This window comes from Bacteroidota bacterium, assembly GCA_016711505.1.
In the GTDB taxonomy this organism is placed as follows: Bacteria; Bacteroidota; Bacteroidia; order AKYH767-A; family 2013-40CM-41-45; genus JADKIH01.
In genome coordinates, this window is sequence record JADJSV010000004.1 from 156,005 (window position 1) to 172,610 (window position 16,606).

14 protein-coding genes are annotated in these 16,606 nt (G+C 39.0%); 6 read left to right on the forward strand and 8 right to left on the reverse strand.

All coding sequences use genetic code 11. The features are described from left to right. Window positions 1-119: 119 nt before the first annotated feature. On the reverse strand, window positions 120-689 hold the full coding sequence (locus IPL24_08665) for a YqgE/AlgH family protein (GenBank protein ID MBK8363743.1): 570 nt from the start codon (window positions 687-689) through the stop codon (window positions 120-122). A 287-nt stretch (window positions 690-976) separates the two neighbouring features. Between IPL24_08665 and pdxH the strand changes: the two genes are divergently transcribed. From pdxH to IPL24_08680, 3 genes are all read left to right on the forward strand, one after another. Further along, window positions 977-1,630, forward strand: a complete 654-nt coding sequence (gene pdxH, locus IPL24_08670) for a pyridoxamine 5'-phosphate oxidase (protein ID MBK8363744.1) — start codon at window positions 977-979, stop codon at window positions 1,628-1,630. 104 nt (window positions 1,631-1,734) lie between these two features. Next, window positions 1,735-2,988 carry a metallophosphoesterase gene (locus IPL24_08675; protein MBK8363745.1) on the forward strand — a complete coding sequence of 418 codons (1,254 nt, stop codon included), beginning with the start codon at window positions 1,735-1,737 and terminating at the stop codon, window positions 2,986-2,988. A gap of 1 nt (window position 2,989) precedes the next feature. Beyond that, window positions 2,990-3,748 carry an RNA methyltransferase gene (locus IPL24_08680; protein ID MBK8363746.1) on the forward strand — a complete coding sequence of 253 codons (759 nt, stop codon included), beginning with the start codon at window positions 2,990-2,992 and terminating at the stop codon, window positions 3,746-3,748. A gap of 184 nt (window positions 3,749-3,932) precedes the next feature. Here IPL24_08680 and IPL24_08685 read toward each other — a convergent pair whose 3' ends face one another. The 5 genes from IPL24_08685 to IPL24_08705 form a co-directional block, all read right to left on the reverse strand. Next, window positions 3,933-5,504: an FAD-binding protein gene (locus IPL24_08685; protein MBK8363747.1), complete on the reverse strand. Its 1,572-nt coding sequence runs from the start codon at window positions 5,502-5,504 to the stop codon at window positions 3,933-3,935. A gap of 243 nt (window positions 5,505-5,747) precedes the next feature. Further along, a complete protein-coding gene (locus IPL24_08690; GenBank protein MBK8363748.1) occupies window positions 5,748-6,446 on the reverse strand; it encodes a PorT family protein in 699 nt (232 codons plus the stop codon). Between the two features lie 20 nt (window positions 6,447-6,466). Further along, the gene (ubiE, locus tag IPL24_08695) at window positions 6,467-7,198 is read right to left on the reverse strand and encodes a bifunctional demethylmenaquinone methyltransferase/2-methoxy-6-polyprenyl-1,4-benzoquinol methylase UbiE (GenBank protein MBK8363749.1); all 732 of its coding nucleotides are present in this window, start codon (window positions 7,196-7,198) and stop codon (window positions 6,467-6,469) included. Beyond that, complete coding sequence (locus IPL24_08700) at window positions 7,195-8,193, reverse strand: D-glycero-beta-D-manno-heptose-7-phosphate kinase (GenBank protein MBK8363750.1); 999 nt, start codon at window positions 8,191-8,193, stop codon at window positions 7,195-7,197. Before IPL24_08700 ends, ubiE begins: the two co-directional genes overlap by 4 nt. A gap of 21 nt (window positions 8,194-8,214) precedes the next feature. Continuing rightward, window positions 8,215-9,414 carry a pyridoxal phosphate-dependent aminotransferase gene (locus IPL24_08705; GenBank protein ID MBK8363751.1) on the reverse strand — a complete coding sequence of 400 codons (1,200 nt, stop codon included), beginning with the start codon at window positions 9,412-9,414 and terminating at the stop codon, window positions 8,215-8,217. A 239-nt stretch (window positions 9,415-9,653) separates the two neighbouring features. Between IPL24_08705 and lon the strand changes: the two genes are divergently transcribed. Both lon and IPL24_08715 read left to right on the forward strand, forming a co-directional pair. Continuing rightward, complete coding sequence (gene lon, locus IPL24_08710; GenBank protein MBK8363752.1) at window positions 9,654-12,134, forward strand: endopeptidase La; 2,481 nt, start codon at window positions 9,654-9,656, stop codon at window positions 12,132-12,134. A gap of 186 nt (window positions 12,135-12,320) precedes the next feature. Beyond that, the gene (locus IPL24_08715; protein MBK8363753.1) at window positions 12,321-12,986 is read left to right on the forward strand and encodes an oxidoreductase; all 666 of its coding nucleotides are present in this window, start codon (window positions 12,321-12,323) and stop codon (window positions 12,984-12,986) included. Between the two features lie 224 nt (window positions 12,987-13,210). Here the strand turns inward: IPL24_08715 and rho are convergent, their stop codons facing one another. Next, complete coding sequence (gene rho / locus IPL24_08720; protein MBK8363754.1) at window positions 13,211-14,983, reverse strand: transcription termination factor Rho; 1,773 nt, start codon at window positions 14,981-14,983, stop codon at window positions 13,211-13,213. Between the two features lie 356 nt (window positions 14,984-15,339). On the opposite strand from rho, the gene IPL24_08725 reads away from it, so the two are divergent. Next, window positions 15,340-15,792 (forward strand): DUF4293 domain-containing protein, encoded by a 453-nt coding sequence (locus IPL24_08725; protein ID MBK8363755.1) that lies wholly within the window; start codon window positions 15,340-15,342, stop codon window positions 15,790-15,792. 282 nt (window positions 15,793-16,074) lie between these two features. Here IPL24_08725 and IPL24_08730 read toward each other — a convergent pair whose 3' ends face one another. Continuing rightward, window positions 16,075-16,590, reverse strand: coding sequence for a metallophosphoesterase family protein (locus IPL24_08730; protein MBK8363756.1), 516 nt, complete (start codon window positions 16,588-16,590; stop codon window positions 16,075-16,077). Window positions 16,591-16,606 lie beyond the last annotated feature (16 nt).

Sequence of the window (16,606 nt, forward strand, 5' to 3'; positions counted from 1 at the left end):
GAGTAGTGATGGGATTCGCGGTAAAGTTAAAATTGTTATGCGATATACGAAAATAAAAAAGGCCTCTCCGAAGAAAGGCCCTTGTCATAAACAAACGTTAATTATATCTTTTTTAGTCTTTAGTTAAGACTTGGATCATCAGGAAAATTGGCGAGAATTGCATACTGGCTTCCCATAGTTTTCAGTACTTCGCCCCATAATTCTTCAGGATGTTCAGAGAAGGCAAAGTCTTTTTTGCAATTTGAAATCAACCAGGTATGACCTTTTAGTTCTTCTGTTAATTGTTGTGGTTCCCAACCACTGTAGCCGGCAAAAAAACGGATATCATTTTTCGTTACCTGATGTGTATCGATCAGTAACTTTAAAGTCTCCAGATCTCCACCCCAGAAAATTCCGGGAAGAATTTCTTTGCTTCCTTCCAGTTTCTGCCCCAGAGTGTGTAAGAAATGTATAGTGTCAGTCTGTACCGGACCCCCGAAATAAAGCGGCGCATCAAAAGGAGGAAAATCTTCCAGCGCATCATTTAAGAGCAGGTCAGTAGGCTTGTTCAGAATAAATCCTACAGTTCCTTCTTCACTATGTTCACCTAATAGAATTACAGCGCGCTTAAAATAAGAATCCAGTAAAAAAGGCTCTGAAATTAATATTCTGCCGACCTCAGGATCAAGATGTACAATTTTCTTTCTCATGCAATTTTAAATTAAACAGGTTTGATGTTGATTGGATTCTGTTCATGTCAACAAGCAGAATATGATACATTTTACCATATTTAACTTACGGTGTTCAGGCAGTTTCGGAGTAAAACTTACAGGCCAAATTTTAATACCTTGAATTTCTTTCAGATTCACTTAATGCCGAAAAGTGCTTAATTGGGGCAAAAGCGACCATGAAAAATGTCACATGAGCTTTTTCATCCATAATCAGGGATTCAGTCATCATTTCTCACCTAATTTTTACGATGTTTGCAGCTCCATTTATGAAAAAACTACAAAAGGAAATCTACAGTATCCGGGTCGATTTTAATCAAAGTACCTTCGATGAAAAGCAGGTCAAAAAGGATCCATACAAGCAATTTAATATCTGGATGCAAAATGCATTAGATGCGAAAGTGAATGAACCGACTGCAATGACACTTTCTACAAGTGATAAAAAGGGAAAGGTGGATTCACGAATTGTTTTGCTCAGGGATCTTGATAAAAATGGATTTAATTTTTTTACAAATTACAAAAGCGCAAAGGCACGTGAGATGAAGGAGAACAAGCAGGTTGCTCTTAACTTCTTCTGGCCGGAAATTCAACGACAGGTACGGATCCGTGGTGTGATAGAAAAACTTCCTGAAAAAAATTCGGATACATACTTTAACTCCAGGCCCCGTGAAAGCCAGATCGGTGCATGGACTTCACATCAAAGTGAAGTTTTGTCAAGTCGGCAGGAACTGGAAGATCGTTTTCTAAAATTATCTGCTGAATTCGATGGGAAAAAAGTTCCACGTCCAAAACATTGGGGCGGATACCGTGTTAAGCCTTTGGAAATTGAATTCTGGCAAGGGCGTCCGAGCAGATTACATGATCGTTTGCTTTTTACAAAGACAAGATCAGGCAAATGGAAACTTGAAAGACTCAATCCGTGAAGCACGATTTTTACCGGAAAGTTTAAATTGTGAAATTTCACCTTTCATTGCAATTTAATTCATCCTATTTCGTCTTCGTCTAAGTAAGAAATTCATTCCGTTTTATGTCAATTCGTATTCTAATAGTTGCAGTCATTCTGTTCCTGATCGATCTTTATGTCTTTCAGGGTGTAAAATTATTGATCCAAAGCAGAAGCGTTTCTACGCAACGCATTGTTGTCTGGACTTACTGGACCATTTCTGCTCTTGCTATTTCTGTTCTCTTACTTGGTCAGGTCATAGATTGGCATACATGGCCAAAGGCTTTACGTGTCTATACATTTGCAATGATCTTCGTTATTTATCTGACGAAAATTTTTATCACAGTATTCATGTTGCTCGATGATATCATTCGATTGTTCAGATATGTTTTCGGATGGCTTGCAATAAAATTTTCATCATCAAAAGAAGTGAGTGAAACATTCCGTATCTCACGACTGGATTTTCTTGTGAAGACCGGTTTTATTGTCGGAGCAATTCCATTCTTTTCACTGATATATGGAATGCTGAAAGGCGCTTATAATTACAAGATCCATAGAACAAAAATTGCTTTTAAAGATCTTCCCGAAGAATTTGAAGGATTGAAGATGGTACAGATCTCCGATCTGCATACAGGTAGTTTTAATACGACTGAACATTTAGCCCGCGCTGTTGAACTGATCATGGAAGAAAAGCCGGATGTGATTTTTTTCACAGGAGATCTTGTGAACGATCTTCATACAGAAGCCTTGCCTTTCAAAGAAATTTTTCAACGCTTAAAAGCCCCGCATGGAGTCTTTTCAATTTTAGGAAATCATGATTATGGCGATTACTACAAATGGCCCGACATCAATAGCAAGATAGAAAATCTTGATAAGCTAAAATCATTTCACAGTGAAGTAGGATGGAACCTGCTTTTGAATGAGCATACTTATCTTGAAAAAAATGGCGCTAAGATCGGTTTGATCGGTGTAGAAAATTATTCCGGCAAGAAAAATTTCTCCCGTTACGGTGACATGAAAATTGCCACAAAGGATTATGAGGTTCAGGGTGTCAATATTCTGCTTTCACATGATCCTTCACATTGGAATACTGAGATCACAAATGATTATAAATTCATTGACCTTACACTTTCCGGACATACACATGGAATGCAGTTCGGTATTGAGATTCCGGGTTTCAAATGGAGTCCGGTGCAGTATATGTACAAACAGTGGGCTGATCTTTATGAACAAGAACATCAGAAATTATATGTAAACAGAGGACTGGGATTTCTCGGATATCCGGGCAGAGTTGGTATCTTGCCTGAAATTTCCGTTTTCAATTTAACAAAAGCCTGAAATGCTCTCTAAGAATCGCATAAAAGAAGTCACTGCTCTTCATCATAAAAAATTCCGTAATTTAGAAAATGTCTTTATCGTTGAAGGCGAAAAAATCGTTGCAGATCTTTTACTCAGCGGATGGAAAGTGCTAACGATCTTTGCTACTCCCGAATACATCAACCGAAATCGTTTATCCGGTGAAATAAATTGTGAAGTTTGTACTGAAGACGAAATGTCTAAGATCACAGCCCTCACAACAGCATCGCCGGTGCTGGCAGTAGTTGAAATGCCACCGACAGATGTTGAAGTAAATATGTCGTCAGGATTAAAATTAGTTCTGGATGGAATAAAAGATCCGGGAAATTTCGGAGCACTTTGCCGGATCGCTGATTGGTTTGGAATTGATGAAATAATTTGTTCAAACGATTCGGTTGATTGCTTTAATCCGAAAGTAGTGCAAAGTTCAATGGGTTCTCTTTTTCATTTGAAAGTTGTCTATACAGAACTGACCGAACTTTTCAGAGATAATCTTGCACAAAATAAATTGCCTGTTTATGGAACACTCATGGAAGGCGAAAATATATTCAGAGCTGAACTTTCCTCTTCAGGATTTATTGTTTTGGGAAATGAATCAAATGGAATTTCTCTGGAAGTTGAAAAGTACATTACTAAAGCACTTACTATTCCTATTTTTTCAAATGCAAAGAATGGTTTGCCGGATTCGTTGAATGTAGCGGTTGCAGCGGGGATAGTAGCAGCGCAATTTCGAAAAGGATAATTAAAGAATCGAGATTAAAAAACAAAAGTCAATAATCTGCGCTAAATCTGCGAGTTCCGCGAGATCTGCGGGAAAAAATTTCTGAGTGTTTTATCTCCCGCAGATCTCGCGGAACTCGCAGATTTAGCGCAGAAAAAATTTATCAATAGAAGGATCTCTAATGATAAATCATTTTTTATTTAACTCAGCTTCCTGCTGCAGTCGCACAACTTTCACCATCCATCGCCGCCGAAACAATACCACCGGCATAACCCGCACCTTCACCACAAGGAAACAACCCAGTGATCTCCGGATGCTGCAATGTTTCCGGATCACGTGGAATGCGTACCGGTGATGACGTTCTTGATTCGGTTGCAACAAGAATTGCTTCATTCGTAAAATACGGTTTCATTTTTTTACCAAAGGCTTTCATGGCATCTTTCAAAGCTGCAGAAACTACTGAAGGTAAAACGTTAGTGAGATCAACAGAAGTAGTTCCCGGATGATAGGAGTTTTCAGGCAGACTACCGGAAACTTTTCCATTCACAAAATCAATCAATCGTTGCGCCGGAGCTTTTAAATTTCCACCGCCTGATTTGTATGCTCGTTGTTCAACTTCCTGTTGGTAACGAAGGGCAGCAAGATTTCCTGAAGCTGCAAATCGTTCGTAGTCTTTCGGTTCTATACTAACAACCATTCCTGAATTTGCAAACGGATTATTTCTTTTTGATGGTGACCAGCCATTGACAACTATTTCTTCAGGTGCTGTTGCTGCCGGTGCAATAATTCCTCCCGGACACATGCAGAAAGAATAAACTCCACGTTTGTCAAACTGATGGGTAAGCGAGTAGGAGGCCGGTGGTAAAAAATTACTCCTCACATCACAGTGATACTGTACTTTGTCAATTATTTCCTGCGGATGTTCTATCCGGACTCCTAATGCAAAAGGCTTTGCATCAATTCTTATTTTTCTTCTTTCAAGTAATTCGTATATGTCTCTCGCTGAATGTCCCGTTGCTAAAATTAATTTTTCACAACTTCTTTCAAAAACCGAATCGCTCTTCAGGTTTTTTAAATGTACAGACTGAATTTTATTTTCTTTCAGAATGATATCTTCCAGTCTTGTTTCAAACAAAATTTCCCCACCTGCTGAAATTATGGTATTGCGAATTGCTTCTACAATATGTGGTAATTTATTCGTTCCAATGTGTGGATGAGCATCAATGCGGATCTCCGGGTCTGCGCCATGTTCAACAAGTATATTCAGAATTCGGTTAATGTCACCACGCTTATTAGACCGCGTATATAATTTTCCATCGCTGTAAGTTCCGGCTCCGCCTTCACCAAAACAATAATTGGAGTCGCCATCAACTATACCTTTCCGATTGATGAGTGCAAGATCGCGCCTGCGTTGTCGCACTTCTTTGCCACGTTCAATGATAACAGGCTTAACTCCGGATTCAATGAGCTTTAATGCAGCAAACATTCCCGCAGGACCAAAACCTATAATGAAAACTTCTTTGGCAGAGCTAACATCTCTTGAAAAATTAAAAGTAGATGCTGTTTCTGATTTTTTCTCAGGAATTTCATCGATAAAAATTTCTACCATCAAACGGATCTTTACCGTCCGTCCTCTGGCATCAATCGATCGTTTCAGCAGTCGAATGTCTTTGATTCGATCTTGTGTCACATTCAAAAGTTGTGACGCCTGCTGCAACTGTTTGCTTTGATCTGCTGCCTCTTCCGGGAGAAGGACCAGCTCTAGTTGCTTATGCATTATTTGATTCTTGTAGACTTGTTTTTATTTCCCGCAGATCTCGCAGAACTCGCAGATTTTGCGCAGACTTTTTAATTGTAGATTTTAAAGCCCTTTGATTCGATATGAATTTATTTTACACACTAAGCGCAAATTTTTCCGTGCTCTCATCGTGAACTTGTGTTCTCGGTGTTTATCTTCTCTTTTGTTCTCCGTGTTTTATTTTCTCCATGTTCTCCGTGTTTTATTTTTGACACAGCTTGTTTACTCAAACGTAAACGAAACCGTAAACGTCTTCGAATACAAAGCCTCAATCGGACTGGAGAATATCGTATTCTCAGGTATGATCAGATTTTTCATGCCTGTATACATTTTAATTTCGGGAGAAAATTTAAAGTATGTCATATAAAAATCGAAACCAAATCCGATCTCATATCCATAATCCTGTCTTGAAAGTTTTATGACATCAGGATCTTCAGCTTTAACTTTTGCCTGAGAGACCATATCAATACCGTATTTGAATCCTGCTATAACATATGCCCTGTAATTGTTCACCCGTTTCGATTTGTATTTCAGCTCGAGTGGAAATTCAAGATAAGTCGATTCTACTTTCTTAGTCTTTGCAAGAGGAGTACTGTCATTGTAGAGCAATGTGTAGTCCAGATTTCTTTGAGCAAAAGACAGAGTAGGAAGGAACCGCAGATCGAAATAATTTCCGATTCTTAAAGTGGCAAGGATCGTAAGGTTAAGACCAATCGACGAACTGGATTCAACACTGTAGACTGAATCAAGCAAATTAAAATCCCTGACTTTTTTCACAACAAAATCTGCTGAATTAAATCCAAGTGCAAAACCAAAATGCATTTTCTGGAAATCATACTTTGGTAAATTAATAGGCTGAGTATGCAATTGCGCTTTCGTATAAAAAGGCAAAATGCTTAAAAGCGCAAATAGATATTTCAATTTTAATTTCAACCGCGTGATTATTTTTTAGCCAGATAAATGGTCGCAACACCAAACGTTACCGGAGTAAATTTTGTGTCCTTAAATCCAACTTTTCTGAGAATTGATGTAAACGCATCTCCGTATGGGAAAGCATTTACCGATTCATGCAGATAAGCATAAGCTGCATCATCTTTTGAGATCGCTTTGCCTATCTTTGGAGTAATTTTGGATGAATAGAATGTGTATAATGTACGGATTACCTTATTGGTTGGTTGCGAAAATTCAAGGATCATGGCAGTACCGCCCGGTTTAATTACCCTGTAAATTTCACTTAGACCTTTTTCCAGATTCTGAAAATTTCTGACCCCAAAAGAAACGGTCACAGCATCGAATTTATTGTCTTCGAAGATCAATGCTTCTGAATCTCCTTCCAGCAACTCAATTTTGTCTGTCAGATTCCTCTTTTTGATCTTTTCACGACCTATTGCCAGCATATCTACCGAAATATCTATGCCATAGATCTTATCAGGATTCAATTTCATTGCTTCCAGTGCCAGATCTCCTGTTCCTGTTGCAATGTCCAGTATTAATTTAGGTTTTGATTCCTTTAAGTAGTTGATGGCCTTGCGTCGCCAGTATCTGTCTGTTCCAAACGATAAAAAGTGATTCAAAAAATCATATCTCCATGCGATGTTGTTAAACATCTTAGCGATCTGCGTCTTTTTCTCCTGCGTCGAATCTTTATATGGAGTGACTTTTTCTAAACTCATTTCAATTTCAATCTTTTTGCCTCATCAAACAATTGCTGCTTCTCTATAGGAACAACACCGACTTTTTCGCAAACTAATCCGCCGGCTAAATTTGCAAGCGTTGCCATCGTTTCTGTATCGGTATCCAAAGCCAGACATAATGCAGCCACACTGATAACAGTATCGCCCGCACCTGAAACATCTGCAATTGTTCTTATATGCGCCGGAAGTAATTTTTCACCCTTATCGTCAACATAGAAAATCCCCTTTTCAGATAAAGTGATCAATGCTGTTCCGATTTTATTGTCGTTGCAAAGTTTGTTCACTGCTTTACTGATATCGGCCAGATTATTTTTATCAAGGTCAACTTTCATTCCTTCACGAAGTTCTTTCAGATTCGGTTTGAAGAGTGTGACGTTCTTGTAATGATTGAAATTCTTTTTCTTTGGATCAACTGCAACAGGAATTCCTTTCTGTCGGGCAAGTTTTACAACCGATTCAATCAGTGATTTGCCGATAACACCCTTATCATAATCCTCGAATATGATCACATCGATCTTTCTTTTCGAAACGATCGTAGTGATCTTGTTCAATAACTGTTTACGGTCACTTGGTGTCAGATCATCTTCCTGTTCTTCATCAACACGCAACATCTGATGATTGTTTCCAATGATGCGCGTTTTAACTGTTGTGATCCTTTCAGTACTCTGAAAAATTCCATCTGCACTCAAATCAATTTGTTTTACCAGTTCTATAAATGACCTTCCGTTAATATCGTTTCCAATTACTGAACAAAGAACCGGAGTAGCACCAAGCGCCTTCAGATTGATTGCTACGTTTGCAGCACCACCTAAACGACTTTCTTTTTTCTGAATACTGGCTATTGGAACGGGTGCTTCAGGAGAGATGCGTTCAACTTTTCCCCATAAATAATTATCGAGCATAACATCGCCGATAACCAATGCATTTAGTTTTTCGAATGCAGAAAATATTTCACTGAGGGATTTAGTCTTCACAGCATTCAGTATTTAATTCTATTATTTTAAATTCGCCAGAGCGATCTTAATTCTTTTAATTGCTTCAACTAATTTTTCATCAGAAGCAGCATAGGAGAAACGCAGACAATTTGGAGCACCAAAGGCTTCACCCGTAACAAGACTCACATGACCTTTGTGCAATAAATACATGCATAGATCTGTTGAATTCTGAATAACAGATTCGCCATCTTTCTTTCCGAAATAATAACTGATATCAGGAAAAACATAGAATGCACCTTTCGGTTCATTGATGATCCAGCCCGGAATATCTTTCATCAATCCCAATACAAGATTTCTTCTGCGTAAAAATGCAGCTTGCATTTCCAGAGTAGGAGCATTTGATTCTGTCAACGCTGCTTCAGCAGCTTTTTGTGCGATCGAACTTGCTGCAGATGTAAATTGACCTTGCATTTTATCGCACGCTTCTGCAATATATTTCGGCGCACCGATATATCCGATCCGCCAGCCTGTCATTGCATATCCTTTTGAAACACCATTCACTATTACAACCTGATCTTTTATAAAATCAAATTGCGCAATACTCTGATGTCCACCTTGAAAATTGATGTGCTCATAGATCTCATCAGACATAATTATGATGCGCGGATGTTTTACAAGAACATCTGCAAGTGCTTTCAATTCGTCTTTCGTATAAACAGTTCCGGTTGGATTGCATGGCGAAGAGAAGATGAACATCTTTGTCTTCGGAGTTATTGCAGCTTCCAGTTGCGCCGGGGTCATTTTGAAATCATCTTTGATCGTTGTATTTACCGAAACAGTTTTTCCTCCGGCAAGTTTTACGATCTCAATGTAACTTACCCAATACGGCATTGGAATAATTACTTCATCACCTTCATCAATTATACTCAATACAACATTTGCAATACTTTGTTTTGCACCTGTTGAAACGATGACCTGATCCGGTTTATAATCCAGATTGTTTTCTCTTTTGAATTTTTCTGAAACGGCTTTTCTTAATTCTGCAAAACCTGCGATCGGCGGATAAAAAGTAAATCCATCGTCGATGGCCTTTTTGGCAGCAGTACGGATGTGAACAGGAGTAACAAAATCAGGTTCGCCTAGAGATAGGTTGATAACATCTACTCCTTTTGATGATAACTCTCGACTTAATTTCGACATGCCAATTGTCTGACTTTCAGACAATGATAGCACACGGTGGGATAGGGCTTGTTGTTCCATATTTGAGGCTGCAAACCTACGGGATTCCCTGAGAATAGCCAAGTTTGAATAATCTTCGGGTTCATTATAAGAGCATGATAAACAGGAATCTAACTTATTCTCCAGGATTTGGCAGTTTTTAAGACTGATTTTTGGCAGGAAACCGCCATTGGCATGGATTTCGACCAATCCGAATCCACTTAGACATTCGTTTCAGAATAGATTTTTCTGTCACATTGTCGTTCACTATATTCGGAAATATGTTTTCAGAAAATTCAAATAATTTGACTCCTCATCATTTAGCAAATATCATTGATGATGATACAGAGTTCATCCCTCTTCTTTCTCAGGAAGACGAGGATCAGATGAATAAACAGGATATTCCCGAAGTTTTATCTATTCTCCCACTGAGAAATACAGTATTATTTCCGGGTGTTGTCATTCCAATTACTGTTGGAAGAGATAAATCAATCAACCTGATAAAAGATGCTTACAAAGGTGATAAGATCATCGGTGTTGTAGCACAAAAAGACCAGGCGATTGAAGATCCATCTTTTCCTGATCTGAATCAATTCGGAACTGTTGCGCAGGTAATTAAAATGTTGCGCATGCCAGATGGAAATACAACTATTATCATTCAGGGAAAGCGCCGTTTTAAACTGGATGAATGTGTTCAGACTGAACCATACATCCGTTGTAAGATCGTTCCGTTTCCTGAGAAGTCTGCGAATACAGCCGATAAAGAATTTATGGCAATTGTAGGTTCATTGAAAGATCTTGCATTGCAGATTATTCAGCACTCACCAAATATTCCTTCTGATGCAGGCTTTGCAATCAGAAATATAGAGAGTCATTCATTCCTGATCAATTTCATTTGTTCAAATATGAATCTCGATGTTTCTAAAAAACAGGAATTGCTGGAGATCGCTGATCACAAAGAGAGAGCAAATCGTGTTCTGGAATATCTGAGTAAAGAGCTTCAGATGCTTGAATTGAAAAATCAAATTCAAAGTAAAGTTAGAACTGATATCGATAAACAACAGCGTGAGTATTTTTTAAATCAGCAGTTACGTACCATTCAGGAAGAGCTCGGCGGAAATTCTCCCGACCGTGAAGTTGCAGAATTAAAAGAACGTGCAAAGACAAAGAAGTGGAGTAAAGCAGTAGAAGAAACTTTCAAGAAAGAATCAGATCGTTTGTCAAGAATGAATCCTGCTGCTGCAGAGTATTCAGTAATCCTGAATTACCTTGAACTGTTGCTTGACCTTCCATGGAATGAACTTACCAACGATAATTTTGATCTGAAGCATGCACAGAAAGTGCTGGATAAAGATCATTACGGACTTGAAAAAGTAAAAGCTCGTATCCTTGAATACCTTGCTGTATTGAAATTAAAGCGTGATATGAAATCTCCTATCATGTGTTTGTATGGTCCGCCGGGAGTTGGAAAAACTTCTCTTGGTAAATCGATTGCAAAAGCATTAGGAAGAAAATATGTAAGGATGTCGCTTGGTGGTTTGAGAGATGAAGCGGAGATCCGCGGACATCGTAAAACGTACATTGGTGCTATGCCAGGTCGTATCATTCAGAATCTGAAAAAAGCAAAGTCATCGAATCCAATTTTTGTTCTTGATGAAATTGATAAATTAGGAAATGATTTTCATGGTGATCCATCTTCAGCATTGCTTGAAGTACTCGATCCGGAACAGAACAATACTTTCTACGATAACTATGTTGAGATCGATTATGATCTTTCAAATGTGTTGTTCATTGCCACTGCGAATTCATTAAGTCGTGTGCAACCGGCATTGCTTGACAGAATGGAGATCATAGAAATCAATGGATATACGATTGAAGAAAAAGTTCAGATAGCAATAAAGCATTTGGTTCCAAAACAACTTGAAGCGCATGGTTTGAAAAAAGAGCATGTGAAGCTTTCACCGAAGTTGATCGAATATATGATTGACCGGTATTCGAGAGAATCTGGTGTTCGTGGATTGGAGAAAAAGATCGCTGCATTGGTTCGTGGAATTGCAAAGAAAGTTGCCATGGATGAAGAATATAATCCTGTGCTGACGGAAGACGATGTGATCAAAATATTAGGTGGTGCAATTTTTCAGGCAGATAAATATCAAGGCAACGATGTTGCAGGAGTTGTAACAGGTCTTGCATGGACATCAGTTGGTGGCGATATATTATTTGTTGAAACTTCAGTAAGCAAAGGCAAAGGCAAACTCACGATCACCGGAAATCTCGGTGAGGTCATGAAAGAATCTGCAGTGATCGCTCTTGCATATTTAAAAGCGCATAGTGATTCATTAAAATTAGATTACAGGATCTTCGATCAATGGGATGTACATATTCACGTTCCTGAAGGTGCAACACCGAAAGATGGACCATCAGCCGGAATTACCATGCTGACGTCACTTGCTTCTGCATTCACGCAGAGAAAAGTAAAGAGCCAGTTAGCAATGACAGGAGAAATCACTCTACGCGGAAAAGTATTGCCGGTAGGTGGAATCAAAGAAAAGATCCTCGCAGCTAAACGTGCAGGAATAAAAGACATCATTCTTTCAAAAGACAACAAGAAAGACATCGATGAAATAAAGAAAGATTACATCAAAGACATGAAATTCCATTATGTGAGTGAAATGATCGAAGTGATCAACCTGGCTCTTATGAAAGAGAAAGTCAAAGATGCGCGCGAGATCAAGTATGTTCCGGAGTTATTGAAGAATTGATCTTATTCTTGTAATTTGAAAATAGAGATTAATATTTAGAATGCCCCGGATTTGATTTCGGGGCATTGTTTTTTATACAAAGTAACTTTAAGAATAATTGAATACCTTTATTAAATCAGTTCTAATTTCTAATCTGTACTTTCTAATCTCAAAATTCCAGAGAATAGACTTTCCAATCAACCACAAATGACTCCAGACAGACGTAAAATAGCAGTAGTAGCAGGCTCTACAGGATTAGTAGGCAGAGAAGTTCTCCGGATACTTCTGGAAAGCAGCAGTTATGAAAAAGTATATTCATTGGTGAGAAAACCCAGTAATTATTCCAACCCCAAATTGGAGGAGTTGGTGATTGATTACGATCAATTGCCCTATGCACTTGCTGAGATCAAATCAGCCGATGAAGTGTTTTGCTGTCTGGGAACGACAATGAAAGTTGCCGGTTCAAAAGAAGCATTCCGGAAAGTTGATTATGAGTATCCACTTGCTTTGGCAAGTTGGGCGCATCAGTTAAAAGTTCATCATTTCCTTTTAGTTTCTGCTATGGGTGCAAATACATCGTCAGGAATTTTTTACAATAAGACAAAAGGCGAAGTAGAAAGAGATATTTCTTTACTGGAAATTCCGGCTATTTCGATTTTCCGGCCATCATTATTAATTGGTGACAGAACAGAAAATCGTCCCGGTGAAAAAATCGGAATCGCTGTAGCTAAAGCACTATCATTTCTTTTCGTTGGCCCATTGAAAGATTACAAAGGTATTCCCGTTACAAAAGTTGCCGAAGCAATGGTGCGCGCGGCAAATTCGCAGAGTACGGGGAAGAGGGTGGTGCTTTCGGGGGAAATGGGAGAATAGTAAGTAGTGAGTGGTAAGTGGTAAGTAGCACTAGTTACAGTCCTCACGTATTTACTTTGATTTGGTGAAATTTAGTGTTACTAAATTCTAGAGAAAAAGTTAAAACTAATAATTCTGGTTAAAGAAATTAAAAAAAGGAGCAATAGAACATTGCTCCTTTAAAGTATATTTTGTGTATTAAAGAAAGTAGTGCTAATTACTACTTACCACTTACTACTCACCATTTACGCATTCATCGAGACTAAAAACTCCTCATTCGACTTAGTTCCGCGAATTCTGTCAAGCATAAATTCCATTGCTTCCAGTGGGTTCATGTCTGCAAGGTGATTTCTCAGGATCCACATACGTTGCAGCATTTCTTTATCAAGCAACATGTCTTCACGACGTGTACTTGATGCTACAAGATCAATAGCAGGGAAGAGACGCTTGTTAGAGATCTTACGATCCAACTGCAATTCCATATTTCCTGTTCCTTTGAATTCTTCGAAGATAACCTCGTCCATTCTTGAACCTGTATCAATCAATGCTGTTGCAATGATCGTTAAGCTTCCGCCATTCTCTATCTTACGAGCCGATCCGAAAAATCTTTTTGGTTTGTGAAGTGCATTTGCTTCCACACCACCGGAAAGAACTTTTCCACTTGCAGGAGCAACTGTATTATATGCACGAGCCAGACGTGTTATCGAATCTAACAGGATAACAACATCATGTCCGCACTCAACTAGGCGTTTTGCTTTTTCCAATACTATGTTTGCAATCTTTACGTGACGCTCAGCAGGCTCATCGAATGTAGAAGCAACAACTTCTGCTTTTACACTTCTTGCCATATCTGTTACCTCTTCCGGACGTTCGTCGATCAAAAGAATGATCATGTACACTTCCGGATGATTTGCTGCAATTGCATTGGCAACATCTTTCAGCAACATTGTTTTACCTGTCTTCGGCTGAGCAACGATCAATCCACGTTGTCCTTTTCCTATCGGTGCAAACATGTCCATTATCCGTGTTGAATAATTCGACTTGTCGCCACTAAGATTTAATTTCTGGTAAGGGAATAGTGGAGTAAGATAATCGAAATGGATCCGGTCACGCACAATTGCAGGATCAAGTCCATTGATGTATTCTACTTTTACGAATGGAAAATATTTTTCGCCTTCACGTGGAGGACGAACGTAACCTCTTACAGTATCACCGGTCTTTAGTCCGTATAATTTTATCTGTTGCTGATTTACATAAACATCATCCGGTGATGTCAGGTAATTAAAATCACTTGAACGTAAAAAACCAAATCCATCAGGCATGATCTCCAGAACACCATCTACAGCGATGAGAGTTTCCGGATCGATTGGTGGTTCAGGTGCGAAACTTCCTCTTTGACGAAAGTTATTATTGTTATTATTCTGGTTACTAAAATTGCCGGTTTGTCCGGATGGTAAATTGTTGAATTGACTTTGTGCGGGCTGAAATTGTGTCTGTGGTTGTGGACGATTTTCAAAATCATTTCTGACTTGCGGACGACTACTAACTTGTTCAGTTCTTTCTGCAGTTTCATTTGAAGCTGCGGGAGCAGCAACCTGTGGAGTGGGAGTCTGACGAATCGGAGGTGTCTTCACACTTGGCTCAAGTACAATTGGAGCTTTCTTTACTTCTGAATCTTCTACCGGAGAAACACGTTTTCGTTTTGGGCGACCACTTTGATTGTCGTCTTCAGCAACTTGTTTTGACGGCGCAGACTTTTCTACAGGAGCAGCAGTTTCTTTTGCTTCAGCTTTTTCCGGCTTCTCAGTTTTTTCTGCTTTCGCAGCTTTTGCAGGAGCTTTCGAGCCAAGATTTTCGCGAATGTTTTTTGATTCTTCAGGATGCAAAGCTTGCTGATCTAAAATTTTGTAAATCAATTCCTGCTTACGAAAATCATCGTAGTTAGGAAGGTTCATCAGTCTTGCAATTTCTTTTAACTCACTTACGAGTTTGTCATTTAATTCAAGTATATCGTACATGAAAAATTATAGGTTTATAAATTCCGCCTTAGTTGACGGTGGATTGTTGATTGTTTGGGGATTTTTTTAATGCAGTAATAGCACAATAAATAATGAAGATTTGCCTGGTTTATCAAGCGTAATTTTCGATAAGTTTAATGGGGAAATTCCGGATCGGATAAATAAAAAATCCAGCGCGGATTTGAATTTCGATACAATTATAAGGCATTATTCCTAACCATGCAATGATTTTTATATCTTTTTTTACACAATTCATAAAAAAATATTCCTTTTCAGGCTTCTTTTCATGATTATACAGGATTTTATAACTATTTCTTTAATTTGCACTCCAATCAACAGCTTAAATACTCTCATTTATGATACAAAGAATACAGTCGCTTTTTCTACTTGGTGTAGTGATCTTAAGCATAGTACTAATGTATGTTCCGGTTTATGAACTGGTCAATGAAAATGTTCCACTTACACCTCCTGATGGAACAGAAGTAGCCAATACAACATTTACAATTTTTAATAGCGCCATCCTTGCAATTATTAATGGAGCCGTTTGCGCACTGGCTCTTGTTTCAATATTCCTTTACAAGAATCGTAACCTTCAGGTTCGTGCAATTAATCTCGCACTATTACTCACTTGTGGTTTGATCGGATTGCTTTTCTTTTCTGCTGATTCAATGTCTACGACTCTTCAGGCTAAGGTTCATTATTTATATGGGACTTACATTCCTGTGATCTGGGCTATTTTTCTTTTTGCTGCTATAAGATACATCAAGCGTGATGAGGCTTTGGTACGATCTGCTGACCGGTTACGGTAGGCAAGTTTGTGCGGGTTTAACAGTCACATGTAAAACCACACCGCCTGTTACCGGGAGGGCGTCCCTGACGGGACTTGGGGGTTATGGGGTGGCGACTGGTTAGTTTTTACTGGCTGTGGGGGTGGTTTTAGCTGTTACCGGTAGGGCGTCCCTGACGGGACTTGGGGGTTGCTTTGTGGCGAATGGTTACTTTTTACAGGCTGTGGAGGGTGGTGGTTTCAGCTGTTACCGATAGTGTGTCAGTGAAGTGACTGGGGACAGTTTCTACCAAAGCCTCAACTTCTACTCACGACCTTCTATAGTTCCCCGAAGTCCCAACTCAATCGCTTCTAATCCTCCAATCTTTCCATTGTCGATGTGGAAGCGGAGCATAGTTCTTATTTTGTGGAAGCCGTGTTTGCCGGCGGCGCCGGGGTTCATGTGGAGGAGATTGTTTTTTTTGTCGGGTATTACTTTGAGGATGTGGGAATGTCCGCAGATAAAAAGATCGGGTTTATGAATGGTGATCTTTTTGTAGGCTTCAGGAAAATAGTTGCCGGGATAACCTCCGATGTGGGTAATAAATACTTTGATGCCTTCGCAATCGAAGATTAGATCTTGCGGATGTAAGATCCGAATGGGAGTGCCGTCGATATTTCCAAAAACTCCTCTGAGTGTTTTGAAGGCTGACAGATCTTTTGAAACTTTTTCATCGCCCCAGTCACCTGCATGCCAGATCTCATCGCATTCAGCAAAAAGTGTAAAGACTTTTGGATCTAAATAGCCATGTGTGTCGGAGAGTAAACCAATTTTTTTCATTTTTGGTTTACTAGAT

Bases quoted from the DNA above. Each gene is read 5' to 3' on its own strand.
- IPL24_08665 (MBK8363743.1), bottom strand. From the start codon at position 689: ATGAGAAAGAAAATTGTACATCTTGATCCTGAGGTCGGCAGAATATTA.
- pdxH (MBK8363744.1), top strand. From the start codon at position 977: ATGAAAAAACTACAAAAGGAAATCTACAGTATCCGGGTCGATTTTAAT.
- IPL24_08675 (MBK8363745.1), top strand. From the start codon at position 1,735: ATGTCAATTCGTATTCTAATAGTTGCAGTCATTCTGTTCCTGATCGAT.
- IPL24_08680 (MBK8363746.1), top strand. From the start codon at position 2,990: ATGCTCTCTAAGAATCGCATAAAAGAAGTCACTGCTCTTCATCATAAA.
- IPL24_08685 (MBK8363747.1), bottom strand. From the start codon at position 5,504: ATGCATAAGCAACTAGAGCTGGTCCTTCTCCCGGAAGAGGCAGCAGAT.
- ubiE (MBK8363749.1), bottom strand. From the start codon at position 7,198: ATGAGTTTAGAAAAAGTCACTCCATATAAAGATTCGACGCAGGAGAAA.
- IPL24_08705 (MBK8363751.1), bottom strand. From the start codon at position 9,414: ATGGAACAACAAGCCCTATCCCACCGTGTGCTATCATTGTCTGAAAGT.
- lon (MBK8363752.1), top strand. From the start codon at position 9,654: ATGTTTTCAGAAAATTCAAATAATTTGACTCCTCATCATTTAGCAAAT.
- IPL24_08715 (MBK8363753.1), top strand. From the start codon at position 12,321: ATGACTCCAGACAGACGTAAAATAGCAGTAGTAGCAGGCTCTACAGGA.
- rho (MBK8363754.1), bottom strand. From the start codon at position 14,983: ATGTACGATATACTTGAATTAAATGACAAACTCGTAAGTGAGTTAAAA.
- IPL24_08725 (MBK8363755.1), top strand. From the start codon at position 15,340: ATGATACAAAGAATACAGTCGCTTTTTCTACTTGGTGTAGTGATCTTA.
- IPL24_08730 (MBK8363756.1), bottom strand. From the start codon at position 16,590: ATGAAAAAAATTGGTTTACTCTCCGACACACATGGCTATTTAGATCCA.